The sequence below is a fragment of the Dyadobacter pollutisoli genome (assembly GCF_026625565.1).
Taxonomy (GTDB): Bacteria; Bacteroidota; Bacteroidia; order Cytophagales; family Spirosomataceae; genus Dyadobacter; species Dyadobacter pollutisoli.
Map to the genome: position 1 here is coordinate 5,232,008 of NZ_CP112998.1, position 22,122 is coordinate 5,254,129.

Below are 22,122 nucleotides of genomic sequence, written 5' to 3' on the forward strand. Positions count from 1 at the left end.
GTTTTCCCCGGCCACGCAAGGCCCGCAAAGCATTTATTGCTTGATAATTTTATAAGAAGCCCTCTGACCTTTGCTTTCAATATGCAGAATGTAAATCCCGGATGATAAGTGCCTCAAATCTATATTCTCAACCGTTCCCCTGCTCACCCGCTGATGAAGATTGGTTCCGGATAAATTATATAGCACGATATTCCGGCTGGAACCTGATTCAAATTTGACCTGTAAAAAATCCTGTGTCGGATTGGGCGCTATCACAATGCTCCGCGTAAATGCTGGCTCATTGGCAGTGATCACCTCTACCCGAACGGTACCCGGACTTTCAATGGTACCAACTCCACAACTGTTAGACACGCTGAAAAGTTTATAATACTGGTTCGGCGATGCCTGTAAAAGTGTTATCGTGTCGGAAGATAGCGCACTATATCTGTACTGGATCGAAAGATCGGTGCCATACTGATACTGCCACGGTCCGCCCCCTTCCAGCAAAACGACAATTTTAGGATTCACAATGCCATCATAAATGACCGATTCCGACGCAAACTTTGCTTTTGCTTTTTGGCTTACATACAACGGATTTTGGTAAGCACCGCTGGCGGTATTCGCATCCGACGCCACTACTCTCACCCGGTAGGCTTTCATTGAAAACAGATCGGCTGGCAATGCTGCTTTGAGCGGCGAAGTTTTGCCAACCGTCGGTACCGAGCGAAAATTCTTTCCAGTCGTATCCGAAATTTGAACGGTCATGACGTTACCCGCGGAAAAATTACCTTTTGAACTAAAAGTAACCAGTGCCGTGTCCCCGATACAAAGACTGTAATTGCCTGAATAAATATTTGTTACGGTAACAGCCCGCTCGCTGGGCGCATTAACCTCCACCAGCGCACTTCCTGAAACTTTACCCGTACCACACGAATTGGTCACAGAACTTAATGTATAGGTCGTGGTTTTATCCGGCGTAACCTTAATAAACGTCCCAGGCTGGCCTTGTCCTCCGTAGAACGAACCCGTCGTTCCGTCCGACAGCTTGTAGGTGATCGATTCACCGTAATTTTTATTGCTGCGAACAATCAGATTGGTACTTTCTCCACTGTTGATCAATGTATTACCTGTCAATGTAACGTCGGCTTTCGTGGTGACGCCTACGCCTAGAACGGACACCAGATTCAAACTTCTTACTGTGCTCCGGATCTGGTATGCACTTCCCGAGAGTGACGAAGGGATTTTCAAAACCTTTACACCTGAAAGCGTCTTCACAGAATCAAGTACCGTTACATTCAGGCTCGCCATATCCAGCAGTTCAAACCGAATGTAGTCGCCGGAAAGGTCTGCATCACCCAACAAATTGTACCGCACCGTGAAACTTCCTCCTTCACAAACCGTGTAGCTGTCTGAACCGGTACTGAGCTGAGCTCTTACTTTTACCGTGATCTTGCCGGTAGCAGTGCCGTAACCGCAAGTATTATAAACCGATTTTACAGAATACTCCCCTCCTTTCGGAACATATATATTCCTATAATCAGGGTTGCTAGTGGTGTAAATTTTTGTGTTATTTTCAAAAACAGCCGTCCATGGGGCCGAACCCGTGAAATTCAATTTGAATGCGATATATTCTCCCGCATTCACCATTAGCGGCTCTCCTCTGTCCGAGAGCATGTTCACCGTCGGGACCGCCCCTATCCTGATCCTCAGAATATTGGAAATACCGCCGTCCGACGATGTGATCCTTAGCTGATAAATCCCGGGTGACAGGTCACCGGGAACTTTGGTATCAAACTGCCTTGATGAAACATCTTTGACAAGCGTTGTAAAGTCGTAATTACCGTCTTTGGCAATTTCAAGAGAGAAAGTCGCATTGCCCGCGTCGCCTTGCACCACACCAAAAGGTATGGTCATCGGACCGTTCGCACAGAACTCAAAAACATAATTATCAGCCTCCGAAATTACGATCCGGTAGGGCAGTATTTTAATGTAGGTAGTAAGATTGACCGGTACCGTACCACATTGGTTCGTAGCAGATTTGATCGTGTAGGCAGTCGTTACGCCTACGGGAGGTGTTATTTTTTCACCATAATTATAGTTTTCAAATTTTGCAGTCTTATCCGAAACGCCATCTGAATACACAAACGAAGACAATGCCCCGCCCTGGCTGGAAAGTGTAAGGAATACATTTTCTTCCTTGAGCATCTGAGCAGGATTTTCGGCGGTTCCTACCGGGCTAATGTAAAAATTACTCGGATCACGTTGCATTTCCAGCTGATACTGCTCGCTGAAAAGTACCGGATTGGTAGAAGCAACCCTGAATTGGGTATAATTTGAATACTGATTTGCCGGGATCTTAACCTTATACTTCCCGCCATCCGAAACCGTCGCTAATGTCTGAAAATTACAGCAATCGCCATAACCCTGAATGTTGAACACATTACCTGCATTGAATTTCCCTGATTTGGAAAAAACAATTTCAATGCTGTCCTGCACACAAACAGGCGTTTTAACAGGGTCCAGATAAACACCGGGTGTCGTTTCACTACTCCCGTCGACCGTCAGACGTACAGTACCAATGCCCTCTTTTTTGAAACAGGAATTGCTGATCGACTGAATTTGAAAATCCGTTGTTTTACTCAGGAAATAATCGGGATACCAGGCTTCATAATCAACCCGATTAATCTTGCCAGAAGTCTCTGTGATCGTGTAGGGCCCTCTTCCGTACAAATAATAACCAAACTGTATCCTCTTGGGAACGTCATAATTCAGGATACTATTTTCGGTTACAACCATATCCGGCTTACTTTGAACCACATATTTATAGGAGTAATTGGAACGTGATGCAGGGCTTTGGGTAGTCACGTAAAACACCCTCATATTGTCATAGCTTAGTGCTCGACTGATTCCGTCGGGAAGCGATGGGATGTTGAATTCTAGGTAATCGCCCACTTTTTTGGCAGGAAATGAATAAACTTGTTGATTCGACAGCACACCATGAACAGTGAATGTAGTTGCAGCGCTGTTGGCAAAGTTGGAAATGACCTTCATTTTCGCGGTACCACCCGAGCAAATAATTTCATAATTGCCTTCTGAGTCAAGGTATACCCCTTCTTTAACCGTCACAACCATCGTTTGCGAGCCTGAAACGGAAGTTGTCCCGCAACCCGACTTCAAGGATTCTACCGTGTAAAGCGTCGTTTTTCCCGGTCTTACGGAAATGTACGCCTGACCATTATAGCTCGCGGAGACAACAGATCCATCGGTCAATGATGCCGAAAACGGTGGCATTCCTGTAAAATTTAACCCGATCTGGACATTGTCCCCTGTGTTAATGGTCAAACTGGGAGTAAAAAATTCAACCGAAGCTTGCGGGTAAACAACCAGCAGAATGTCACCATGAGCACCCATTAGTTTAGGGTTTTCAGCAATGATCTGCAACTTGAATTGAGTTCGGCCTTTTACTTTGAGTGTTTTCGGGATACTGGCAACCAGCACATTGTCCCTCAGTTCAGCCGTTACCTCAGCAGTTCGAGGAGTTTGGTCCATCGAATAGACAAGTTCAATAAATTTGATACGGAATTTGGTTTGAGCAGTCAGTGCAGGCCCCATCGTCGAAAAGCTGATCTTTACTTCGCTGTCCTCGCAGGCTGCTACCGGCGATATTCCGACTGTCCGCAAAGATGTTGAATTGATGACTGCTTTCACCTGCCCGCTCACCTGCATGGCGCCGCACACATTCTCGGCGTGCGCAATATAAAACGGTTGGGTATGATCAGTGCCTAGCTGATGATAGGTTACAAACGCACCTTCAGCATAAGATGAAACACTAAACCGCGTACTGTCATTCAGGGTGATCTGTACCCCGCTTGAACTGAAAGTGGTAAATTTAATCTGCAGATCATCCCCCGCGTTGATCGTGTCGGCCGCCGCAAGTGACAGTTGGGTGGTTCCTTTGCTGTTCAGTCTGAAATAAACCCATTGACTTTCCACTTTCGGTGAAGAAGACACGACACGCATCTGGATATTTTGATACAATGACAAACTCGAATCGCGGTGGACTACTTCCAGTTTTCCATCACGTAACGTGGCAGGCAGTTCAGCAGCTACCGGCGAAGCATCAGTCTTCCGTACCTGAACAGTAAACTTATTATCGTCTTTGAAGCTCCCGGCCATGGAAACCTGGATCCTCTGAATGGCACCAAGACAAGCATTTTCAGGGTAATAGATCGAAATAGTGGGGGTTTGAGCACGGAGCGCACCAAGGGTAGTGATCAGCAAAAGTGCTGACAGGTAAATTTTCTGCATAGAGGGGAGGTAAGTAAATTCGCCTCTAAAATTAAGTCAAACCGGTGACATATTTATACATCTACCCAATCTTCAGCCACCCAGTAATACTCATTCTTCGCTTATGCGTCACTAATACTTCATGTGCGAGCTCGCTGCTTTTGAACATCACACTCTTGCCATTACTCGGACTGATATTTTGCAAAGAACCGTCGTGGTGTATGCAGAGCTCGCCGCCGTCGCTTTCCTGCCAGCCTGCATTCAGGTAAATGATCATCGAATACTGGCGGCTTCCGTTATTCCGAAACTGATCAAGGTGTTTTTTATAAAAGCTCCCGGCTTCATACATCGTATAATGAAACTCGTACCCTGTGATGCCGGTGTAGCAGGTACTGTTCAGGTGGCTCACAAAAAGATCCATTTGGTCAAAGAAATCATTCTCGTGAGGGTCGTTATGCTTGCGGTCGAGCCAGTAAATCCGGTCACCTCTCACGGATTTGTCATGAACGAGGTCCTTATTATTGCCTATTCCGGCTGGCAGCAGCAGGTTCGCCGCGTATAGCGCAGTCAGGTTGTCTTTTAAATGTCCGGCCAGCGACTCGGTCAGAAACGAATCGGCGACGCCAATATTATTGTCAATATAACTCGTAATCAGCTCATCAAAGATCTTTTGCAAAGGAGGAAAGAAAACGGGCTGGCCATGTTACGAGCCCGGTGAAGGTAATCTTAATTCACCGGTTCATAACCCGCCAGCCCTATTCCACCGCATATATTTCAAATTCAGTATCAGTTGGTTGCACAGCAATGTTGCTTAAGTTTCCGCGATGGCTTTGCCCAATCCTCTTGCCGAACCTGTGATCAATGCTACTTTGTTGCTCAAATTGTTCATGATTTCCTTTGTTTTAATGTTGTTTAAATGACATTAAAAAAAAGGTGGCAGCCACACACTCGGGAAAATATGGATACCAAAGCGCTACATATGAATTTTGTAAGAAGCGAAAAATACCCGTCAGCCCTACCATAGAAAACCCCAATTTCAATGAAATCCCTGTACAACGGCGGACAAAGCCTGTCCGTTTTTGAACAGGGTTTTTTTGTAAAATATGCTTACATTGAATGCAAATGGCATTTTCGACTACTGGCAAGGTATTTTACATACGGAAATAGATATAATAACTCCGAACACATTCAATGAGACGAAGCGATCTGGGAGAATTTGAAGAAATCGTATTGCTCGCGGTAGCTGCGCTGGCACCGGGGGCATACTCGGTGAGCATTGCCGAAGAGCTGGAAAACGAAACCGGGCAGACGATCAGCACGGGTGCAGTACACGCCGCATTGCAGCGGCTGGAACAAAAGGGCTACCTGAGCTCATATTTGGGCGAGGCCACGCAGGAGCGCGGCGGCAGGCGCAAAAGGCTTTTCACTGTAACAGCTTACGGCGGCAAAATCCTGCATGATGCGCGTTCGGTGCGGAACAGCCTCTGGAACCGCATTACCCCAGCGGAATTGTCAAAAATGGGACTTGACTTTTCAAACAGCTGACCGATGCAACCACTTCCTCCCCGCTGGCTCGACAAGCTGGCAACCCGAATCTGCGCCCCACACCTCCGCGAAGAGCTCCTGGGCGACCTGCAGGAGCGTTATGCTTTGCGGTATCAAAAATTTGGTCAGCAAAAAGCAAAGTTGTTCTATCTGAAAGAGGTAGCAGCATTGCTAAGACCCTCGGTTATAAAGAGAAAATCTCCTGAGTATCCTTCTATTCCTTTTCTAAGCTTCGAAATGATCAGAAACTACTTTAAGATCGGTTCCCGTGTCCTTTTGAAAAACAAAGGCTATTCTTTTATTCACCTTACTGGCCTTTCGATTGGATTATGGGCCTGCATGATGGTTGCGACTGTCGTAATAGACAGCCTTTCGTATGACAGGAAATGGAGCCACGCCAATGATGTCTATAGGATTATTTCGATGAATAAGGCAGGTGCGGGATTGCAGGAACGTATTTCTTCATCACCTCAGTTGCTGGCACCTGAGCTTGTGAAGATTTATCCGGAGGCGGTGGCATCGTCAGAGCTTTCTACCACGACGCGTCATTTCAAATTCAAAAAGGAAGATTTCAATGGCGTAGCTACGCAGGTTTTACGGGCAGATACGTCAGCGTGGAGAATAATCGATCTGAAAGTGCTGGCTGGAAATCCGCGGGACTTTGTACCGGGGACGAATAACCTGCTTATATCTAAAAGCTTTGCAGATCGCTTTTTCCCAGGCCAGGATCCTATTGGCAAGATCATTCAGGACATTCCAAAGTATGGTACCAAAGCCAATGACTACCAGATTACCGGCTTGATAGCGGATCTCCCTTATAACAGTCATTTGCGCGCTGACGTGGTCCTGCTGCACATCAACAAGCCTGAACCTTACGAAGCCAACGGGTTTATTACATTTTCACAGAATTACATTCGCATGAAACCAGGTACCGATATGCAGGCGTTTACCGCGAAGGTCAATAAATGGCATCAGAAATTTAGCAAAAGAACTGACGAGCACGGTTTCGAATTCCAGCCCATGCCGGACATCTACCTGCATTCCGACTTTGCCGAAAGCCAGAATGTCCGGGGCGATGCGAGGACCATTTACATATTTTCTGGCATTGCACTGCTGCTATTGTTTATTGCTTGCGTCAATTTTGTCAATTTAAGCACGGCCAAAGCATTTGCAAGATTGAAGGAAGCCGGTGTACGGAGAATATTAAGCGGATCTCGCTCGCAATTGATCATTCAACTTCTGACTGAAACTTTGCTGTTGTTTGGTACAGCCGCCATAGTGGCCACTTTTCTCTACTTCTTCTCCCTCAAATCCGTCGAACAATTTCTGGGGCATAGGCTTATTGAAACATTCACATCCAATGTGCCAATGGCCGTGGATGCACTGGCAGTCGTTTTGCTGACAGCCTTGCTTACCGGACTGTATCCTGCCTGGCTGATTTCGGGTTTCAAACCTTCCAATACATTGAGAGGAATTTTCACTTCTTCTGCATCATTTCGGCAAAACTGGCTGCGAAAAGGCCTGGTAGTTGTTCAGTTTTCCGTTTCAATTGTGGTTTTATTGGCAACCATTGTCGTATGGAAGCAGCTTAACCTGATGGAGAACAAGGATTTGGGATATAACACAAATAACCTGCTCGCCATCGACAATGTATCGTGGGATGGAAAAGGAGACGCATTTAAAGGTGAATTACTACAAATTCCAGGGGTTGTCCGCGCGAGTGCTACGCTGTGGGTACCCACGCAGGGAGGCGGTTATATGCAACGGGAAATCGAAGACCCTGCCAATTCAAAACAGCGGATAAAAGTCTGGTACATTGCAGGCGACGTAGATCTGCCTGAAACAATGGGACTGAAATTGGTCAAGGGGCGCATGTTCAGCCATCAGTTTTCTACTGATGCCCTAAATGCTGATTCGCTGCAAAAAGTCAGTTTTGAGAAGTTTGAGCAGGCGCAGATATTGCAGAGTTCCTTGCTAACTGCCTCTGCCGCAAAGGCACTCGGTGTAAGTAAACTGGATGAACGCATCAAAAACGCCAATACTGTTCCGGTAGGTATCATTGAAAATTTCAACAATGAATCGCTTTACGAACCGATCAAACCGACTATTATCCTCGCGCAGCGGTCGCCCCAATATGCAGGAATGCTGGTACGCACACAGCCGGGTATGGAGCAGCGGGTGTCTGCTTCCATAGAAAAGCTTTGGAAGCAGTTTTACCCGGCCAAATTATTGGAAATAAATAACATTGAGGAATTGCTTGACAAACAGTACGAAGCCGAAACAAGGCTGCATCAGCTGTTTATGTTTTTCAGCGGACTGACGATGTTCCTCTCAGTATTAGGCATTTTCGGCCTGGTGGTGCAGGCAGCGGAGCAACGTTCCAAAGAAGTAGGCATCCGCAAAGTGCTGGGAGCTTCGGTGACGGGCATTGTCACCATGCTTTCGGGTGATTTCGTGAAGCTTGTTGTAATCGCGATTGTAATCGCCTCGCCCCTCGCATGGTTTGGCCTCGATAAATGGCTGCAAAACTATCCCTATCGAACAGATATCAGGTGGTGGATGTATGTTGCCACGGGTTCAACCGTACTCATCATCACCATGCTGACAGTTAGCTTTCAGGCCATCAGGGCGGCACTTGTTGATCCTGTGAAGAGCTTACGGAATGAATGAGGCTTGTTTAAAGGTTAACTATACCACAAGACAATGACCATCAAATTCCCCATTTTCAAGCCTGTCCGAAAATCCGCGATCCCTTTATTTTTGGTTAAAAGCCTAATAAACAGGTGAGTGAATGTATTCACCCGTCCTTCAACTGCTTAGCATAACAATTGTATAGGTATCTTTGAAACGTAAACAGAGATACAATGCAAATGCTATCAGGCCTGGGCCGGTCGAAATATATCCCCCTCATCATTTTGTTTACGCTTGCCATTTTCCAGTCATGCCGAAAGAATCCCAAGGAAATGACAAAAGAAGAGCTTGCGGAAGAACTAAGTAAGGAAAAGCATTACGAAAAGCTCCTGGAATTTTCCCAAAAGGCCGGGGTTAATGTCAGCAAATTCCAGGCGACAGCAGATACTGCCCCCGTTTTTGCATTACTGGAAGAAATAAGCTTCGGACACAAGCCAACCATTCGATACACCGAGAAAAAAATCGCTGCGGACACGGCTCTGATCCGCGATGCGGCTGAGGAACTGGTGAAAGGCCAGTCGGTAGAAAAAGTAATGGAGAATCTGGAACCGGTTTTCCCTGTTTATCATAACCTCAAAATACATTATGCGAGGTTGATAGAGGCCAAAAAGACAGATAGCGCCGCCTATGTTGCCGAAGCATTGAATGCATATCGCTGGATCCACCGTCAAATCCAGGGTTCTCCCCGGTTTGTGATGGTCAATATTCGCGGCGCGTACCTCACTGCAATGGATTCTTCCGGTAAAAATGTATTGAGTATGCGGACGGTCGTTGGCAAGAGTGATACACCTACCCCTACTATCGATACCTATGCTACCAGCATTGTGACACATCCTTACTGGAATGTACCGAAAAGCATCGCGATCAAGGAAATTTTCCCGAAAGCAATGAATGACCCAGAGTATCTGTCAAGGAACCGCATTGAAATTATTGATAAAAAGGGCGAAGCTGTTAACCCGGAAGACATTGACTGGGAGGAACTGACTGCTGAAAAGTTCCCTTATCGCTTTCGCCAGGAAACGGGCGAGGATAACTCGCTGGGCTTGCTAAAAGTGGAAATCAAGAACCCGCTGGCTATTTATCTGCATGACACCAATGCAAGATATTTGTTTACAAATAACAAGCGATGGAGAAGCCACGGCTGCGTACGTGTACAAAAACCGACAGATCTTGCAAATTATATGGCGGGCACAAAACTGCTTGACAATGATTTCATGACGGAGCCCGATACTGTCTCCACACCACCCAAATGGCATAAATTAAAAGCAAGGATTCCGGTGTTTCTGCTATATCTCGGCGCAGACTGTAACGAAAAAGGGGATTTGATTTACTTTCCCGATGTTTATAAAAGAGGAGCTCCCAAAGTTTGACCATTGTCCGGCAGCAAACCGGAGAGCAATGGTGACGATTTGAAATATTTCTGATCTGCGGAGTAAATGAAGAGCCCGGCACCGTCGTACATCAGATCGATCAGCTTCTTAGAATCGGCAATGGATACGGCGGGGCAGCCAAGACTGCGGCCAAGTCTGCCGGTGTTTTTGATGAAAGATTCACTCACATAATCGGCTCCGTGCATGACTATCGCACGTTCCAATGCCCGATCATTGATACCTTTTTCCAATCCTTCCAGCCTCAATGACAACCCGTGCTTGCCCTGGTAGGTACCCAATGTTTTGTAAAAGCCCAGGCTCGACTGATATGACGAGTTATCATTCGAAAAATGCTCTGCAAACTCCTGCCCCGAGTTCCGGCCGTGTGCTACATAAGTATTGAGCAACACTTTCCTTTTGATCAGATCGATCACATAAAGCCTTTTGTTGCGGGACGACTGCGTAAAATCAGCAATGGCCATGACCGGATTGTGCAGGTTCATTTTTTGAAAACCGATCCAGGCGTAGTAAAAAGCCTTTTCCGACAAACCTTGCTTTTTAAGGTCAAGAGAATCGTAAATGGATATCCATTGAGGTTTTACCAATGCAGAATCCGGTTTTACAACTGATATGTTTTTAGAAGTAGAAAGTGCTGGGAATGGATTGATCTGGTGGATGCCGAAAGAAACGCTGAGCGTTATCATTACTGCTACAAATACCGCCTGAACCTTTGTCATTTCTGATAGTTTTGTTGAAAAAATCTATTTCGATTATTTAAAAGGAGGAGCCTGATTGGCCGGTTTTGTAAAAATAAACGATTGAAACCGGCGGTCAGATATATGAAGTAGGTACTTCAAAGAGTCGCTAAGTTAACAGCCCCCTCCACAACAATGGTTCCGAAACCAAATTTATTTAACTATAAACTATTGATTAACAACACATTAAACAAAATCAAAACATCCACCCATCCACTCATTCACTCATTCACACATTCACTCAAAACCTCACTTCTTCTCAATCCCAGCCAAAATCCGCCCAATGTCATTGGCCCGGCTCATAAAGCTCAGACTGGTATCGAGGTCTTTGCTATCAATGGCTTCCTTGAATTTCTTCAAAAGCTCGATATAGTCCCCTAATGCTTTGGAAACATTGGTTTTGTTCTGATCAAAAATGGGCGCCCACATTTGCGGTGAACTCTTGGCCAGCCTCACTGTGGAAGAAAAACCCGTACTCGCCATGTCAAAAATCGCTCGCTCGTCCCGCTCTTTATCCAAAACCGTCAACCCCAGCGCAAATGAACTGATGTGGCTCAGATGCGAAACATACGCCAGGTGCAGGTCATGCTCAATGGGTTTCATGTAATGGATTTTCATGCCTATGTCTCGAAGGAATGTTTCCACCAGGACGAGGGAATCGCGGTTGCTTTTCTCTTTATCGCAAATGATCACATTTTTTTCAATGAGCATTTCCCTGAAAGCTGCTCCCGGGCCTGAATTCTCAGTACCAGCCATGGGATGTACCGCCACAAACTGACCTCGTTTTGGATGAGAGTCGGCCAGCGCACAGATCAGCTCTTTGGTAGAACCGAGGTCCGTGATCGTTCTTCCCTCCGGAAGGCGGTCGAGCATGTAAGGTAGCAGCTTGGTAATGGCATCCACCGGCGTCGCAAGCACATTCAGCTCAGCAATCTCCAAAGCTTCTTCCAGCGACACGATCTCGTCCACTATGCCTTTTGCCAATGCGATTTTCTGATTGACAGAGGAATTATCCACTCCGACAAACCTGATGTTAGGATATTTTTCACGAAGCCCCAATGCAAACGACCCGCCCAATAAACCTATTCCTATTATACTGATTACCATTTCAAATTTTCAATAAATGTCAAAAACTGATCTTTATGCTTGAATGCGTGCCACAGCCTCCCAGATTCGCTCTTTGGGAAGACAGAGCGACAACCGAATGTAACGCTGTCCTTTCGGGCCAAAAATAAAGCCCGGAGCAATGAACACGTGTTTTTCTACCAACAGGTTGTTCACCAAAGTTTCAGCAGATCCAACTGAGTCGGGCAGCTTGCCCCACAGGAACATTCCTTCCTGCTTCGGGTCCCAGGTACAGCCGAGCGCGGTTAAAAGTGCTTCTGAGGCGTCCAAACGTCCCTGGTACACGGCATTTCTTTCTGCGTGCCAGGTATCTGAATTATGTAATGCGGCCACCGCAGCTTCCTGCATGGCCCAGAACATACCGGAATCTACATTGCTTTTGATCGTGAGCACAGCATTAATGTAAGGCTTACCAGCAACCAGCCAGCCCAGCCTCCATCCCGCCATATTGTGCGACTTGCTCATGGAATTCAGTTCGATCGCTACGTCCTTCGCCCCTTCAATGGACAGCAAACTGATGGGCTCCTTCTTATTGAGTACCAGGCTGTACGGATTATCGTGGCAGAGCAGTATTTTATGCCTGGTCGCAAATGCAACGGCTTCCTCAAACAACTCACGTGTCGCAGGTGCGCCTGTGGGCATATGTGGGTAATTGAGCCACATAATCTTCGTACGCGGGGTTACCAGCGACTCCATTGCTTTCCAGTCGGGCTGCCATCCGTAATCCTCGCGAAGCGGGTATTCCTTCACAACTGCACCTACCATCTGGCTTACCGCACGATAGGCCGGGTAGCCCAGCTCAGGCACGAGTACCTCGTCGCCCGGGTCAAGGAATGTGAGTGAAATATGCGTAATACCTTCTTTTGAACCAATTAAAGGAAGTATTTCAGTAGCGGGATCAGGTTTTACTCCGTAAGTATGATAATAAAAATCCGAGATTGCATTGCGAAAAGCAGGCGTTCCAACATAAGGCTGATAGCCGTGGGCCTGCGGTTTCTGAGCAGCTTCTGATAAAGCCGTCAGGGTTTCTTCGGAAGGCATCATGTCAGGGTTTCCAATCCCCAGGTTAATCACATCATGTCCTTCGGCAATCAGTTTGCGCACTTCTGCCAGCTTGACGGAGAAGTAGTACTCCGAAGTCTGCTTGGTGCGCTGAGCGGTTTCTATAATCATTATTATTTTTAAATTACGCTTTTGGCTATCGCCCTGAGCGGTTAGTATGTTTCTCCCGGATCATCCGGCCGAAACGGGGCGCAATTTACGATAAATTCCTAGAAACAGGAGGTCCCGCTATGACCGGTTTCTGCATGCTGGTAGCGTCGGTTATCATTGCGCCAGAGGCGCACCCTGTTTCTAGCAAGATTGGCGTTACCCATAAAAAGCTCCGGAGGAGCTTCCCGAATAGCGATGATTGCGAAACAAAAATCCTTTAAATTGCGACATGAACATCCAACGCGTCTTTCTTCTTTTTTCTGTAATTCTTGCCGGTTGTTCCAAACCATCGGACAAGATCGTCGTCGCTACGGCTGCCAATGTGCAGTATGTGATGAAGGAAATTCAGAAGGAATTTGCGAGGGAAACCGGTGAAGAAATTCAGATCGTGGTAGGCTCATCCGGGAAGCTCACGGCCCAGATCAGAGAAGGTGCGCCATTCGATGTTTTTGTTTCGGCAGACACCAAGTATCCTCAGGAAATATACAAAAACGGCGGATCGGAGGAAGAGCCCAGGATATATGCGACCGGATCGCTGGTTCTATGGGCAAAGGACATTCCCGAAACGGAACTCAGCACGGCCATTCTCGCAACCGAAAAAGTAAAAAAAATAGCCGTACCCAATCCCCGAAACGCTCCTTATGGTGAGGCCGCAATCGAAGTTTTGAAAGCTCAGGTACTTTTTGAAAAAACTGAGAAAAAACTGGTCTACGGCGAAAGCATTGCACAAACAGCCCAGTACATCTCTACCGGATCGGTGGAAGCCGGCTTCAATGCATTGTCCATTGTACTCTCCCCTGAAATGAAAGACAAAGGCCACTACATCATCATTGATTCCACATTTCACAAGCCCATTCAGCAAGCCGCAATCCTGCTAAAACACAGCGACGCCTCTCCAAAAAAAGAATCCAGCACGAAATTCTATCATTTCCTATACTCCGACAAAGCCAAGCAGATTTTCAAAAAATACGGCTACAAATGATCATACACACTCATAAACCCATCAACTTATAAACTCATGAACTCCTAAAATAATGGACTGGCAACCCCTCTGGCTCACTTTCCGTCTCGCTAGCATTACCTCGGTGATCCTCCTGGTAATGGCGATGCCGGTAGCCTACTGGCTGGCTTTTGGGAAATTCAAGGGCCGTGGGGTAGTGGAAGCGATCATTGGCATGCCGCTCGTTTTGCCACCTTCCGTCATTGGTTTCTACCTTCTTTTAGCATTCAGTCCGTCCTACTGGTTTGGTGCGTGGATTGAAAAGGTTTTGGGCATGCGGCTTGTGTTTTCATTTCCCGGGCTGGTGATCGCCTCCATATTGTATAGCCTTCCTTTTATGGTGTACCCGATCAGGGCCGGGCTGCAATCATTACCGTCTTCATTGCGGGAAGCTTCCTATACTTTGGGAAAAAGTGAATGGACAACTTTTTACAAAGTGCTCCTACCCAACTGCAAACCAGCCATTTTAACCGCTTTTGTACTCACTTTCGCCCACACAGTCGGAGAGTTCGGTGTGGTACTGATGATCGGCGGCAACATTCCGGGCGTCACCAAAGTAGCGTCGGTAGCGATCTACAATGAAGTGGAGGCGCTTAACTATCCGGCGGCAAACCAATACGCAATGGTGCTTTTTGCAATTACATTCGTTATTTTGCTGTTGGTCTACTCTATTAACAACCGCCTGCTTCGTGTCCGACAATCTTCTTGACATCAACATCCGGCATTCGCTCCAAACTGCCAATGGAATTTTACCGATGGAAGTCTCTTTTTCGCTTTCAAAAGGCAATATTCTGGCTTTAACAGGGCCTTCCGGTGCAGGGAAAACTACATTGCTGAGACAAATCGCGGGACTGGTGAATCCACAATCAGGGAAAATTTCACTGGATCAGCAGTTATGGCTGGATACTTCACAGGACATTCAGATACCCACCCGAAAGCGCAACATTGGCTTCGTTTTTCAGGACTATGCATTGTTTCCACATATGACTGTAAAGGAAAACCTGCTTTTTGCGCTTGAAACAAAAGGGGACGAAAAAGTTGTCGACGAGCTCCTGGATGCCATGGGGCTCACCCAACTGCATGGACGAAAGCCACACCAGCTGTCAGGCGGACAACAACAGCGGGTCGCACTGGCCCGGGCATTGGTACGGAAACCGGATTTACTGCTGCTAGACGAACCATTTGCGGCACTGGATCACTCCATGCGCTACCAGTTGCAGAACCTGCTTCTCAAATTCCATCGGCTTTACCATTTTACGGTCATTATCGTTACCCACGATATTGGGGAAATATTCCGGCTCGCCGATCGGGTAATGATCATGAACCATGGGAAAGTGACACAACTAGGCAGTCCGGCGGAAGTTTACACCAGCGAGACAGACAATGCTGACGATCTCACGCTTTCCGGCGAGGTATTGAGCTGCCAGAAGCTTCACGGCCATTTACTCGTCAGCGCTTTGATCGAAAATAAAGTCCGTCAGCTCACGCTTCCACTGGATATGGAGCCACAAATGCTTCCGGGAAACAATTTTACATTGCCATATTCACTCGATCCAAACCGTATCAGATTAGTCAACAACCGGTAAATCACCGATCGGGTTTAAGGGTAATTTTAAATGGCAGCTGTCTTTTTCAAAAAACCATATTTTACTTCTATATGCGGGTACTTTTCAAATTATTACAAATTGCAATTTTTGCATTGCCGTTGATGGCGATGCGTCAGGACAAGCCATTGCGCGTCATTTTCTTCGGAGACTCCATTACCCAGGCGGGCGTAGGTCCAACCGGATACATTACACAAATGGGTGAAATGCTAAAAGCAAAGGGCCAGGAAGGTCAATATGAACTACTTGGTGCCGGAATTGGTGGTAATAAAGTGTATGATCTTTACCTGCGTTTGGAAGACGACGTTTTGTCCAAAAAGCCGGATATCGTTTTCATCTACGTGGGTATCAACGATGTATGGCACAAAGCTTCCTCAGGAACTGGTACTGACGCCGATAAATATGTGAAGTTTTACGAAGCTTTGATCAAAAAAATGAAGGCTCAGAACATTCGTGTCATTGTTTGTACTCCCACTGTAATCGGTGAGAGAAACGACGCATCCAACTCACAGGATGGCGACCTCAACCAATATTCCAAGCTGATACGTGAAATTGCAACCCGCAATAACCTGCAATTATGCGACCTCAGAAAATCCTTCCAGGACTACCTGATCCAGAACAACCCTGAAAATAAAGAAAAAGGCATCCTAACCAGCGACCGCGTACATTTAACCGACGTCGGCAATAAATTTCTGGCCGAGAAGATGTTGGAAGCTTTGGTACAGAAGTAGGTTATTGAAATTCCATTAAAAAGGGCTGCTTCAAAATTGAAGCAGCCCTTTTTAATGGTCCTAGTCCCAGAGCTTACCCGGATACTCGCCTTTTTCATGCAAGGCTGATAATGAAGCCTGCACTGTTGGCTTATCTTCGGGGTAGGTTACTCCAAACCAGTCGGACGAGCTGCGGAAAACGCGGCAATCGCCCAGGCCACTTTTAATGATGTGGGTCATGACGGTCGGAATGTAAAACTCTGCTTTCGGCGTATTAATATTTTCTCTTGCGTAAGTATCAAACAGGTCTTTGGTGATCGGGAACATCGAAGGTTTGAACCCCCAGAAATTCATAGAAACCGGTGTTTCTGGCGCTAATTCGGTACGCGCTCCGTCTTCTTCAAAATAAATAGCGCCATTGTCTTCAAATATCTTGGTACGCTCTATAACCGATTCGAGGTTGTGGTCTTCACGTTCGACACACACACCGCGGGATACTGTCCCATTCTCGGAAAGCGTACGTTTTAATTCGTAGCCGATCATGGCATGTTGCTTGTCGTTGGTATCTGTTTGAAGAAATTGAGCCATAGTCGCAAATGCATCGCGACCGTAAAAGTCATCAGCATTGATCACCGCAAAAGGAGTGTCAGTTTGTTTCCAGGCGCATAATGTAGCGTGACCTGTACCCCACGGCTTCACGCGCTCCACTGTTCCCAGGTCCTCCGGTACGTATGATTGCACGCCCTGAATTGCAAAATCAAAGTCAATTTTCCCTTTCAGTTTCGGGGCAAATAGTGCCTCAGCGCTTTCCTTTATTTCCTGACGCACGATGAAAACCACTTTTCCAAAACCACTGCGTATCGCGTCATACAATGAATAATCAATGATAGTTTCTCCGTTGGGACCGAACTGGTCAAGTTGCTTGATACCACCGTAACGACTGCCTATTCCGGCAGCTAAAATCAAAAGAGTTGGTTTCATTCAATTAGTTTTAAACGGCAGTACCGTTGTGTGCAAAAATCCAAAAACTGCTTTCAGCGCTTTTAAAGTGAATTATCTGCCGAAAATTTGTCATTTGTGACGGCAAATTAAGTCCATTCGTCACGTAAAAAAAAACGCGCTCCGGTTTAAAGAGCGCGTTTTTCCAAAATAAAATATTTTAAGAATTTCCTATACCGCAAAGCTTTCGCCGCATCCGCAGGTACGGGTAGCATTTGGATTTATAAATTGAAAACCTTTACCATTAAGACCATCTGAAAAATCCAGCGTCGTTCCGGCCAGATAAAGGATACTTTTCTTGTCTACAATGATCTTCACACCCTTATCTTCAAAAACCATATCATTAGGTTTTGAGTCCGAGTTAAATTCGAGATTGTAAGTCAAACCAGAGCAACCTCCGCCGAGAACACCTACCCGAATTTGGTAATCGTCCTCATGACCGTCCGCATTCCGGAGTTCAACAATCTTGTTTTTAGCAGTATCACTTACAGTAACCATGATCTTTTTAATTTTTGTACTTACCCCAAAATAACGTCCTACACGAATAAGAAAGTTCACTCTTTTTCAAAAATGAAGGTCACTCTTATTAATCATTCAAAATGAACGCCCCGCCCTGATTGATCGCTGAAACATGCAGGCCTGATTCAATTCCGGCCGATGCAAATTTTTCCTGCATAGCCTTACCCGCATTTTGAGCATTTTCAAGCCCACGACTCAACGCAAACATCGACGGTCCTGAACCTGAAATGCTGCAACCCAATGCACCATTGCTGATCGCGGCCTGTTTTACTGCTTTAAATTCCGGAATCAGAATAGACCGAACCGGTTCAATGATCACGTCCACCATCGAGCGGCTGATCAGGCCATAATCGGATTTCATCAGTCCTGCTACCAGACCGGCGACATTACCCATTTGGGCGATCGTATTTTTTAGCGACACCTCATTTTTAAGTATAAAACGGGCATCTTTAGTATTGATTTCAATGTCAGGGTGAACAAGGGTGCAGTACAGGTCTTCTGGTACCGGGATCGTAAAGATATCCAGCGGATTATAACTTCTGATCACCACAAAACCGCCCAGCAGCGAAGGACCGACGTTATCCGCGTGTGCCGAACCGGAGGCAATGCGCTCGCCTTCCATAGCGAAAGGCAACAGTTCCTGACGGGTCAACGGATTACCGAGCAACTCATTCATCGCCACCACCCCCGCCACTGCACTGGCCGCGCTGGAACCCATCCCGCTACCGAGGGGCATTTGCTTATGCAGCACCACTTCGCAACCCAGATTTTTGATACCCAAATGTTTCAGTAAATGCAGCATAACCACAGTTACCGAATTTTTTTTCAGCAGCGCGTGGCAGCCGGCCTTCATCACCGGTAATGTCCCTGATCACTATACCAGGCTCATCGCGCCGGTACAATTCCACTATATCTCCCGGCTCTTCGATCGCAAAACCAAAAATATCAAACCCACACGCCACATTAGCCACCGTCGCCGGCGCAAAAGCTTTTATTGAATTCACTTTAAATAATTGTTTTCTTTTAAATAATTGACGACGCCTTTGACAAAATATTCAGCATCCTCAAAAGATTCGAGCGCGTCTTTGTAAGAAACTTCATCATATTCGTAATCGCTGAACTGCCTTTTCCCAAAAGTCCTTTTCAAGGCTAGCCCCAGTTTTCTTTCGATTAATCCAGTCAGTATAAATTCTTTGTGAAAAGCATTATGTGCTCCTGTGTGTGATTTGGCAGGTAAATTAATGGTAAAAAGAAGAGCCTGGACGCCGTGAAACATGGCATAATAGGAACGATTCAATACTGGTTCAGTCCGCCTTAGATCTAATATCTCTCTTGCATCGTCCAAACAGCCGACCATTTTTGCTACTATATCCGAAAGAGAAACGTCTTTCATAGCAAAATACCGTCTTCACGAACATTCTTCAATAACGGAGATCCATAATGATCGAACTTATTCCTGGAAACCGGAACAGCAGAGACCGACATCAGGTATTTTAAGGACAAGTCAAAAGTGGTAGTTGACAGGTTACTGATTTCTTCATAAGACTTGATATCCTCATCATTCAACACAACCAGATAATCAATATCTGAGTCCTCGCGATAATCGCCTCTCGCATACGACCCGAATAAAATCACTTTATGAAGCCTTTCGCCATATAACTGACCCAGCCGGTTGACAAACTCTTCTGTCAACTCTTTAATTGGTTCAGGGATGTTTCTATTACTCATAGCATTGATTGCTTAAATCATCACAATTTAAAATCCTTTAACCCAAATAGCTACTAATACTCATAATATCCGCGAAAACGCCTGAGGCTGTTACTTCTGCGCCTGCACCGGGGCCTTTGATGACCAGCGGACGGTCTTTGTAGCGTTCGGTAGTAAAGGATACAATGTTGTCGCTGCCTGAGAGCGTGTAAAATGGATGTTGCGCATCCACTGTTTTCAGTTCAATGCTGGCCTTGCCATTTTCCAGCGTGGCAATGTACCGCAACTTTCCCCCGGCTGCTTCCGCTTCTGATTGAAGATCTGCAAAGAAGCCGTTTGAAATTTCAAGCTCCTGAAAAAATGCGTCAACAGTCGGTGCATTGAGGCAGTTGCCGGGTAGTATCTGCGAAATTTTCACTTCGTCTGCTTCCAGCGGTACTCCTACTTCCCGCGCCAGGATTAGTATTTTTCGTCCTACATCCGCTCCGCTCAGATCCTCTCTCGGATCTGGCTCGGTAAAACCTTTGGCTTTCGCTTCCTTCACAATGTCCACAAAACGGTTGTCCGAACCGAAATTGTTGAAAATATAGGACAAAGTACCCGACAGAATAGCTTCAATTTTAAGGAACTTGTCCCCGCTCGCCATCAATCCCTGCATGGTATTGATGATCGGTAAACCTGCCCCTACATTGGTTTCGTACAGGAATTTAACGCCCCGCTGCAATGCCGTACGCTGCAACGAAAGGTATTCCGCATAGGTACCGGAGTTGGCTACTTTATTAGGCGTTACCACCGAAATACTCGCGTCCAGCAGCACGTGATAGTATTGTACAATGTCCTTTTCGGACGTACAATCCACAAAAACACTGTTTGGCAAGTTGAGCTCTATCATTCTTTGCACAAAAGCAGGCAGACTGGTCTTAACTCCTTCATCCATCACCCTGTCACGCCAGTTTTCGGGCTTGATACCGTCAGGGTCCAGGAGCATCTTTTTAGTATTGGACAGTCCTGCAATGTTCAGGTTGAGCAATTTCTCTTCCCGCAAATACTGAGTCTGGTTTCTGATCTGCTCCAAAAGCGTCCCTCCGATCAGCCCAACACCTACAATAAACAGGTTCAGCGAGCGTGTTTCAGACTGGAAGAATACGCCGTGAATCGCATTCAATGCTTTGGACAGATCACTTTTGGCAATCACAACCGAAATATTCAGCTCCGAAGAACCCTGAGCCGTGGCTACTACATTGATACCGTTTTTACCCAAAGCAGAAAAAAGCTTCCCGGAAACCCCAGTGCTCTTTTTCATACCTTCGCCGACTATGGCAATGATCGACAGGTTTTTTTCAATCGAAATGCTGTCGATATGCCCCATACTTATTTCTGTGGCAAATTCCTTTTCCAGTACTTCACTGGCACGCGCAGCATTTTTTGGGTCAATTGAAAAACAAATGGAATGTTCCGACGAAGCCTGCGAGATCAGGATTACACTGATCGCATTATTGGAAAGCGCCGTAAATAATCTTCCCGAAATCCCAGCCACACCAATCATCCCGCTACCTTGGATGTTCACGAGCGCGATCTCGTCGATCGACGAAATACCCGTGATCGCATACTCCTTGCCGTTAGCAGATTTCTGAACATAGGTACCTTCGAAATCGACATTGAATGTGTTCAGGACCTTTAATGTAATATTCTTGGCAAATGCAGGTTGCAGGCTCGGCGGATAAATCACTTTCGCCCCGAAATGTGACAGTTCCATCGCCTCTGCATAAGAAATAGAAGGTATCGTGAATGCGTTGGCCACTTTACGCGGATCTGCCGTCATCATACCGTCCACATCCGTCCATATTTCAATCGAATCTGCTTCCAGTGCCGCGGCCAAAATGGAAGCCGTATAATCAGAACCGCCGCGACCCAGTGTGGTCGTAATGCCTTCGGCAGTGGATGCAATAAACCCTGTTACACATTGCAATGCAGCGGTTTTTGCAAAATATTCTAAAATCTGATGATTTGTAATTTCAAAACTAACATCCCCCATGCCATAGGTAGCATTGGTGTGGATGATCTGCCGTGCATCGCAGAATTCGGCATTGATGCCTTTACTTTTAAGGATCTCAGTGATTACGAGTGTCGAAAGTCGCTCGCCAAAGCTCATGATCAAGTCCAATGTCCTTTCCGACAGTTCTTTGATCCAGGAAACGCCCTTCAAAATATCTTCCAGCTCATTGAAAATACCCCTTACCGCCGCGAAAGTACTGCTTTGGTTCTTCACCGGGATCAGCCCTCTTACCACTGAAAAGTGTCTTTCTTCAACCACTTTCAGAAATTCAATGTAATCTGTATTACCGGCGGCAGCCATTTTGCCAATTTCAATCAAACGGTTCGTGACCCCTCCCATTGCTGAGAAAACAACCGCGATGCGCTCGCCCTTCGCCAGATTGTCTTCAAGGATACTGATTACTGTTTTGATGCTGTCAACCGAACCGACAGAGGTACCGCCAAATTTAAGAACCTTCATTTAAAGCTATATTCGAATACGCAGATTACATCCGGCTCACCGCCTTTTGTTTTTGAATTGAATGCAAATATAACAATTCAAACGCCGCATACTTCAATGATCCC

Annotated in this window: 17 protein-coding genes and 1 pseudogene; 7 read left to right on the top strand and 11 right to left on the bottom strand. The window is 46.2% G+C overall.

Going from position 1 to position 22,122, the window contains the following annotated elements; genetic code table 11:
* Nucleotides 1-33 precede the first annotated feature (33 nt).
* Both ON006_RS21315 and ON006_RS21320 read right to left on the bottom strand, forming a co-directional pair.
* Nucleotides 34-4,287 (bottom strand): T9SS type A sorting domain-containing protein, encoded by a 4,254-nt coding sequence (locus ON006_RS21315; protein ID WP_244824379.1) that lies wholly within the window; start codon nt 4,285-4,287, stop codon nt 34-36.
* 61 nt (nt 4,288-4,348) lie between these two features.
* Nucleotides 4,349-4,942, bottom strand: a complete 594-nt coding sequence (locus tag ON006_RS21320; RefSeq protein ID WP_244824380.1) for a 2OG-Fe(II) oxygenase — start codon at nt 4,940-4,942, stop codon at nt 4,349-4,351.
* Nucleotides 4,943-5,457: 515 nt separating this feature from the next.
* Here ON006_RS21320 and ON006_RS21325 point away from each other — a divergent pair.
* From ON006_RS21325 to ON006_RS21335, 3 genes are all read left to right on the top strand, one after another.
* Nucleotides 5,458-5,811, top strand: coding sequence for a PadR family transcriptional regulator (locus ON006_RS21325; protein WP_244824381.1), 354 nt, complete (start codon nt 5,458-5,460; stop codon nt 5,809-5,811).
* A gap of 3 nt (nt 5,812-5,814) precedes the next feature.
* Entirely contained in the window at nt 5,815-8,481 is a 2,667-nt protein-coding gene (locus ON006_RS21330; RefSeq protein WP_244824382.1) for a permease prefix domain 2-containing transporter, read from the top strand.
* A gap of 194 nt (nt 8,482-8,675) precedes the next feature.
* A complete protein-coding gene (locus tag ON006_RS21335; RefSeq protein ID WP_244824383.1) occupies nt 8,676-9,872 on the top strand; it encodes a L,D-transpeptidase family protein in 1,197 nt (398 codons plus the stop codon).
* On the opposite strand, the gene ON006_RS21340 is transcribed toward ON006_RS21335, so the two are convergent.
* The 3 genes from ON006_RS21340 to ON006_RS21350 form a co-directional block, all read right to left on the bottom strand.
* Nucleotides 9,845-10,609 (bottom strand): murein L,D-transpeptidase catalytic domain family protein, encoded by a 765-nt coding sequence (locus tag ON006_RS21340; RefSeq protein ID WP_244824384.1) that lies wholly within the window; start codon nt 10,607-10,609, stop codon nt 9,845-9,847. The two genes, ON006_RS21335 and ON006_RS21340, sit on opposite strands and share 28 nt — an antisense overlap.
* Nucleotides 10,610-10,876: 267 nt before the next feature.
* On the bottom strand, nt 10,877-11,734 hold the full coding sequence (locus ON006_RS21345) for a prephenate dehydrogenase (protein WP_244824385.1): 858 nt from the start codon (nt 11,732-11,734) through the stop codon (nt 10,877-10,879).
* A gap of 33 nt (nt 11,735-11,767) precedes the next feature.
* The gene (locus ON006_RS21350; RefSeq protein ID WP_244824386.1) at nt 11,768-12,925 is read right to left on the bottom strand and encodes a pyridoxal phosphate-dependent aminotransferase; all 1,158 of its coding nucleotides are present in this window, start codon (nt 12,923-12,925) and stop codon (nt 11,768-11,770) included.
* Between the two features lie 268 nt (nt 12,926-13,193).
* Here ON006_RS21350 and modA point away from each other — a divergent pair, with 268 nt between their 5' ends.
* The 4 genes from modA (at nt 13,194) to ON006_RS21370 (ending at nt 16,299) form a co-directional block, all read left to right on the top strand.
* Nucleotides 13,194-13,946, top strand: a complete 753-nt coding sequence (gene modA, locus ON006_RS21355; RefSeq protein WP_244824387.1) for a molybdate ABC transporter substrate-binding protein — start codon at nt 13,194-13,196, stop codon at nt 13,944-13,946.
* A 52-nt stretch (nt 13,947-13,998) separates the two neighbouring features.
* Nucleotides 13,999-14,673 carry a molybdate ABC transporter permease subunit gene (gene modB / locus ON006_RS21360; RefSeq protein WP_244824388.1) on the top strand — a complete coding sequence of 225 codons (675 nt, stop codon included), beginning with the start codon at nt 13,999-14,001 and terminating at the stop codon, nt 14,671-14,673.
* Nucleotides 14,654-15,550: a sulfate/molybdate ABC transporter ATP-binding protein gene (locus ON006_RS21365; RefSeq protein WP_244824389.1), complete on the top strand. Its 897-nt coding sequence runs from the start codon at nt 14,654-14,656 to the stop codon at nt 15,548-15,550. The genes modB and ON006_RS21365 overlap by 20 nt, the downstream gene beginning before the upstream one ends.
* 71 nt (nt 15,551-15,621) lie before the next feature.
* Nucleotides 15,622-16,299: an SGNH/GDSL hydrolase family protein gene (locus ON006_RS21370; protein WP_244824390.1), complete on the top strand. Its 678-nt coding sequence runs from the start codon at nt 15,622-15,624 to the stop codon at nt 16,297-16,299.
* A gap of 60 nt (nt 16,300-16,359) precedes the next feature.
* Here ON006_RS21370 and ON006_RS21375 read toward each other — a convergent pair whose 3' ends face one another.
* The 6 genes and pseudogenes from ON006_RS21375 to thrA all read right to left on the bottom strand — a co-directional run bounded on the left by ON006_RS21375 (nt 16,360) and on the right by thrA (nt 22,018).
* Nucleotides 16,360-17,259, bottom strand: coding sequence for a nucleotidyltransferase family protein (locus ON006_RS21375; protein WP_244824391.1), 900 nt, complete (start codon nt 17,257-17,259; stop codon nt 16,360-16,362).
* A 189-nt stretch (nt 17,260-17,448) separates the two neighbouring features.
* Nucleotides 17,449-17,775 carry a HesB/IscA family protein gene (locus ON006_RS21380; RefSeq protein WP_244824392.1) on the bottom strand — a complete coding sequence of 109 codons (327 nt, stop codon included), beginning with the start codon at nt 17,773-17,775 and terminating at the stop codon, nt 17,449-17,451.
* 88 nt (nt 17,776-17,863) lie between these two features.
* A pseudogene (locus tag ON006_RS21385) lies at nt 17,864-18,800 on the bottom strand (homoserine kinase).
* Nucleotides 18,797-19,189 (bottom strand): HEPN domain-containing protein, encoded by a 393-nt coding sequence (locus ON006_RS21390; protein ID WP_244824394.1) that lies wholly within the window; start codon nt 19,187-19,189, stop codon nt 18,797-18,799. The pseudogene ON006_RS21385 and the gene ON006_RS21390 overlap by 4 nt, the downstream one beginning before the upstream one ends.
* Nucleotides 19,186-19,524, bottom strand: coding sequence for a nucleotidyltransferase domain-containing protein (locus ON006_RS21395; RefSeq protein ID WP_244824395.1), 339 nt, complete (start codon nt 19,522-19,524; stop codon nt 19,186-19,188). Before ON006_RS21395 ends, ON006_RS21390 begins: the two co-directional genes overlap by 4 nt.
* Before the next feature lie 37 nt (nt 19,525-19,561).
* The gene (gene thrA / locus ON006_RS21400) at nt 19,562-22,018 is read right to left on the bottom strand and encodes a bifunctional aspartate kinase/homoserine dehydrogenase I (RefSeq protein ID WP_244824396.1); all 2,457 of its coding nucleotides are present in this window, start codon (nt 22,016-22,018) and stop codon (nt 19,562-19,564) included.
* Nucleotides 22,019-22,122 lie beyond the last annotated feature (104 nt).